The sequence below is a fragment of the Bacillus sp. MBGLi79 genome (assembly GCF_002953915.1).
Window position 1 is genome coordinate 3,498,029 of sequence record NZ_CP026521.1, and the last position, 5,042, is coordinate 3,503,070.

The 5,042-nt window shown below is 46.2% G+C and carries 5 protein-coding genes, 1 pseudogene and 1 other annotated feature; of the genes and pseudogenes, 3 read left to right on the forward strand and 3 right to left on the reverse strand.

Features of this window, described 5'->3' with window-relative positions:
• Positions 1 to 216, forward strand: a pseudogene (locus tag C1T29_RS25020) (Lrp/AsnC family transcriptional regulator); the annotation flags it as partial.
• A gap of 47 nt (positions 217 to 263) precedes the next feature.
• Here the strand turns inward: C1T29_RS25020 and C1T29_RS17875 are convergent.
• The 3 genes from C1T29_RS17875 to acsA form a co-directional block, all read right to left on the reverse strand.
• A complete protein-coding gene (locus C1T29_RS17875; RefSeq protein WP_023855506.1) occupies positions 264 to 410 on the reverse strand; it encodes a hypothetical protein in 147 nt (48 codons plus the stop codon).
• Between the two features lie 131 nt (positions 411 to 541).
• Positions 542 to 1,807, reverse strand: a complete 1,266-nt coding sequence (tyrS, locus tag C1T29_RS17880; protein ID WP_023855507.1) for a tyrosine--tRNA ligase — start codon at positions 1,805 to 1,807, stop codon at positions 542 to 544.
• A 48-nt stretch (positions 1,808 to 1,855) separates the two neighbouring features.
• Positions 1,856 to 2,096: a binding site (T-box leader), on the reverse strand.
• Positions 2,097 to 2,149: 53 nt separating this feature from the next.
• The gene (gene acsA / locus C1T29_RS17885; protein WP_208945516.1) at positions 2,150 to 3,850 is read right to left on the reverse strand and encodes an acetate--CoA ligase; all 1,701 of its coding nucleotides are present in this window, start codon (positions 3,848 to 3,850) and stop codon (positions 2,150 to 2,152) included.
• A gap of 155 nt (positions 3,851 to 4,005) precedes the next feature.
• On the opposite strand from acsA, the gene C1T29_RS17890 reads away from it, so the two are divergent.
• The gene (locus C1T29_RS17890; RefSeq protein WP_020452600.1) at positions 4,006 to 4,638 is read left to right on the forward strand and encodes a GNAT family N-acetyltransferase; all 633 of its coding nucleotides are present in this window, start codon (positions 4,006 to 4,008) and stop codon (positions 4,636 to 4,638) included.
• Between the two features lie 21 nt (positions 4,639 to 4,659).
• The coding region (locus tag C1T29_RS17895) for a CBS domain-containing protein (RefSeq protein WP_208945517.1) at positions 4,660 to 5,042 on the forward strand (383 nt) is incomplete at its 3' end.

Here is a 5,042-nt window from a genome sequence, read left to right on the forward strand (position 1 = left end):
GATGAATCAAGTTAAACTCGAGTGTTTTATTCACGCTTTTTTTAATATCTATACAAAAGGCGCTTATCATAACGTCCTGTCATTCAAAACTAGAAAATCAGCGGGGACTCTCGAATGCAAGTTTCCTTCAAATCAACTGTTGGATCAATTTTTACAATTTTAAACCATCATGCAAATTATAAACTGTCGATCGTGACTCATCAAACGGACGTGTGAAGAATTTGCCGTCCGCTTTTTTATAAAAAAAGGGCCCTAAAGACCCTCTACTTCAGCCGCTTTGCTGCATTTTCCGTCTGATTCAATTGATTGTATCCGTCAGCCGACTGCTGCACCTCTTGTTTTCGTTCCGTTTCCAGCTGCATGTTGTAATCTTCCATAAACTTTTCTTTCGCCGCAATGAACAGGTTCATGCTACATTCCTCCCTCTTCAACGATGGAAATGCTCTACCTATTACATCTATATTTTTGACATTTCCTGAATGAACATACATGAAACATACGGACACAAAAAAACCCTTGCCGTTTGGCAAGAGCTTTTTGATTATTTATAAGTCAGCAGGAAGTATTTCTTTTTACCGCGGCGAATGACGGTAAACTGTCCTTCGATGCGGTCGTCGCCGGTGAGGACGTCCGCAACATCGGTGCGGCGCTCGCCGTTAACGTATACCGCGCCGTTTGTGATATCTTCGCGCGCCTGGCGTTTAGACGGAGACAGCTTGGATTGGACGAGCACCTCAACAAGAGGCAGTTCATCCGCTTTCTCAAGTTCCATGGAAGGAACCCCTTTAAAGCCGACCTTCACTTCTTCAGCAGTCAGCTGTTTAATATCTCCGCTGAAGAGTGCTTTTGAGATGTTGACAGCCTGCTCAAACGCTTCACGGCCGTGTACAAGAACGGTCACTTCTTCGGCGAGGCGCTTTTGCGCTTCGCGTTTTTCAGGCGCCGTCTCTGCTTTTTCAGCGAGATCTTCAATTTCTTCTTTGGACAAGAAAGTGAAGTATTTCAAGTATTTCACGACATCCCTGTCGTCGGTATTGATCCAGAACTGATAAAACTCATATGCCGACGTCTTCTCTTTATCAAGCCAGATCGCGCCGCCTTCCGTTTTTCCGAACTTCGTGCCGTCTGCTTTTGTCACAAGCGGAATCGTCAATCCGAAAGCTTTTGCATTCTCTTCAGATTTGCGGATAAGCTCGAGGCCTGACGTGATATTGCCCCACTGGTCGCTTCCGCCGATCTGCAGCTTGCATTCCTGGTTTCTGTACAAATTCAAGAAATCGAGAGACTGTAGGATCATGTAGCTGAATTCAGTATAAGATATGCCCGTCTCGATTCTGGAGCTTACCGTATCTTTGGCAAGCATGTAATTGATTCCAAAGTTTTTGCCGACATCGCGCAGGAAATCAATGACGTTCATTTTGCCGATCCAGTCATAGTTGTTCGCCATAATCGCCGGATTTTTTTCAGCTTCAAAATCCAGGAAACGCGAAAGCTGGTTTTTGATTTTCTGCGACCATTCGCGGACGATTTCTTCATTGTTCAGCGTGCGCTCCGCTTTCTTTCCGCTCGGATCGCCGATCAGGCCCGTCGCTCCGCCTACGAGCGCAATCGGACGATGTCCGGCCAGCTGAAAGCGGCGAAGCATTAATATCGGCAACAGGTGTCCGATATGCAGACTGTCAGCTGTCGGATCAAATCCGGAGTATAAGCTGATTTTTTCTTTATCCAGCAGTTCTCTCAAGCCTGCTTCATCGGTTTGCTGCTGAATCAGTCCCCTGAAGGACAAATCATCAAGTAAGTGTGTCATCATCATTTAGCTCCTTTTTTCCAAAAATAAAACGCCCCTTCGCAAAAACGAAGGGACGATAAAAATCGCGGTACCACCCTGCTTAAAAGAACGCATGGCCGCGCTCTTTTCACTCTCAATGATAACGGAAAAGCTTCCGTTCTTCTGCTACACAAAGCCCGGGAGGCTTTTTTCGCAAAAGCGGTTCGTGAGTGTAATTCAAACCATCCATATGTGCTGATTTTCACCGGCCATCAGCTCTCTAAGACAGGGAAGGATGCGTTTTACTAATCTCAGTCTTCACCTTTTGAATATTCGACTAAATCTTTTTTAACATAATATTTTTGCATTGTCAATGAGACATCAGTCTTCCATCGATGAGAGATCGCCTGCCGGAAGGTTCAGCTCCCAAGCTTTCAGGACGCGTCTCATGATCTTTCCGCTTCTTGTTTTCGGCAGTTTATCCTTGAATTCGATTTCCCTTGGCGCGGCGTGTGCGGCCAAGCCTTGTTTCACGAACTGCCTGATTTCTTCTTTTAACGAATCTGACGGTTCATAACCGTCCCTCAAGGCGATGAACGCTTTAATAATTTCACCGCGGACGGGATCCGGTTTGCCGATGACGCCTGCTTCAGCGACAGCTTGATGCTCAACAAGCTTGCTTTCGACTTCAAACGGGCCGACGCGCTCGCCCGATGTCATGATGACATCGTCGATCCTTCCCTGGAACCAGAAGTATCCGTCTTCATCCATGTAGGCGGAATCTCCTGACACATACCAATCCCCCGGCATAAAATAGGAGCTGTATTTTTCAGGATTGTTCCAGATCGAATGCATCATCGACGGCCAGCCTTTTTTAATGGCGAGATTCCCCATTCTGTAAGGAGGCAGTTCATTTCCCTGGTGATCGACGATTGCAGCCTCTACGCCTGGAATCGGCTTGCCCATCGATCCCGGTTTAATTTCCATGCACGGGTAATTGCAGATGAGCTGCGCTCCTGTTTCGGTCATCCACCATGTATCATGAATCCGCCCCCATCTGATGACTTCAGGATTTAACGGCTCCCCTACGCTTAAAATATGCCGTAATGAGCTCAGATTATATTTGTTCACGAGATCGTCGCCAGCACCCATCAGCATCCGAAAAGCCGTTGGCGCGCTGTACCATACCGTCACTTCCATTTTTTCAATCGTTTCGTACCATGCTTCGGGACTGAATCTGCCGCCTACGACAACATTCGTTGCTCCATTCAGCCACGGACCGAAGATCCCGTAGACCGTTCCGGTAACCCAGCCTGGATCAGCCGTGCACCAATAAATGTCATCGTCGTGCAGATCAAGAACCCATTTGGCTGTTTGATAATGCTGAATCATTGCTTTGTGGACGTGGAGAACCCCTTTTGGCGCGCCGGTCGAACCCGATGTATAGTGAAGCAGCATCCCGTCTTCCTGATCCATCCATTCAATCTCAAGATCAGTATCTGCTTCAGCCGCTTTCGCGTAATAATCGATGACAGACCCTTCTTCCTTTACGCCTTCTCCAACGACAATGATTGATTCAAGATCCGGAAGTTCGCCGGCCGGCACCCGTTCAAGCAATTCCGGCGTCGTCACGATAACCTTCGATCCGCTGTTTAAAAGCCTGTCTTTGACAGCGCCTTCCATAAATGCTTCAAACAACGGCCCGACGATCGCTCCCAATTTGACAGCGCCGAGAAGAATAAAATAAAGCTCGGGTGATCTCGGCATAAAAACAAACACACGGTCTCCCTTTCCCACATTGGCATGCTGCTTTAAGACATTCCCGGCTTTATTCGTTTCATTTTTCATCTCTCTGAAGGTGTACTTTTCTTCGCGGACCGGATCTTTGTAGTAAAATGCCACTTTATTTTTCAAATTTGACTCAGCGTGGCGGTCGATCGCTTCATAAGCTGCATTGATTTTTCCCGTTTTGTGCCATGAAAAATGTTTTTCGGCATCCTTCCAGTCAAATGTCCGGTATGCTTCATCATAGTCTTTCAAGTTGTAGTTTCCCTTTTCTGCTGGCAACGCTTTCAATTCCATGCCCATCCCCCTTTGTTCGCTCATCAAAATATATTATAGTATAGATTTTTTATTTTCTCAATTTTTAAAAAATACTCTTCCATCCTATGAAAACGCTTAATATTTTGGTATGTTATGTATAAAAGACTTCAACTAAGATGTAAGGCGGTGGATACGTGGACCATCACAAAACTTATCATGCCAAAGAATTGCAGACCGAGAAAGGCTCCGTGCTGATAGAGGGCCCTATCAGTCCCGAAAAACTCGCACAATATGAATTTCACAACGAGCTTACAGCCTTTCGCCCATCTCAAAAACAACATGAAGCATTAATCGAAATCGCAGGGCTTCCCGAAGGACGGATCATCATCGCCCGTTTCCGGCAAACCATTGTCGGCTATGTGACATATGTTTATCCAGACCCGCTTGAAAGATGGTCTGAAGGAAACATGGAAAATTTAATTGAGCTTGGAGCCATCGAAGTCATTCCGGCGTTCAGGGGTCACTCTGTCGGGAAGACGCTGCTTGCGGTCAGCATGATGGATCCACAGATGGAAAAATATATCATCATCACGACTGAATATTACTGGCATTGGGATCTAAAGGGGACTAATAAAGATGTTTGGGAATACAGAAAGATGATGGAGAAAATGATGAATGCCGGAGGGCTTGTCTGGTTTGCGACAGACGATCCGGAAATCAGCTCCCATCCCGCCAACTGTTTAATGGCCCGCATCGGAAAAGAGGTCAGTCAGGAGTCGATCGAGCGTTTTGACAGACTCAGATTCCACAATCGTTTTATGTATTAAGGGAGCAAAGGGGACCTGAATATGATTGTTGAAAAAATCATGAAACGGGATGTTGTGACACTTTCCAGAACGGATACGATTGAAGAAGCGATCAAACGCATGCGAACATTTCATATTAAACACCTTCCCGTCATCAATGAACGGGGAACGGTCATAGGCATCGTCACGGACAGGGACGTCAAAACAGCAAGTCCGAGTATTTTTGCCCAAAACAGATCTGACGAAGATTTAAAAAAGCCGGTGGAACTGATTATGTCAAAAGAAGTGATCACCGGTCACCCGCTTGATTTTGCCGAAGAAATATCAGCTATTTTTTTCGAACACGAAATCGGCTGCCTCCCGATCGTAAAAAACGGGAAGCTTGTCGGCATTGTGACAAAATCCGATTTGCTGCATACGTTCGT

Coding starts and splice junctions, on each gene's coding strand:
- tyrS (WP_023855507.1), bottom strand. CDS start 1,807: ATGACACACTTACTTGATGATTTGTCCTTCAGGGGACTGATTCAGCAG.
- C1T29_RS17875 (WP_023855506.1), bottom strand. CDS start 410: ATGAACCTGTTCATTGCGGCGAAAGAAAAGTTTATGGAAGATTACAAC.
- acsA (WP_208945516.1), bottom strand. CDS start 3,850: ATGGAATTGAAAGCGTTGCCAGCAGAAAAGGGAAACTACAACTTGAAA.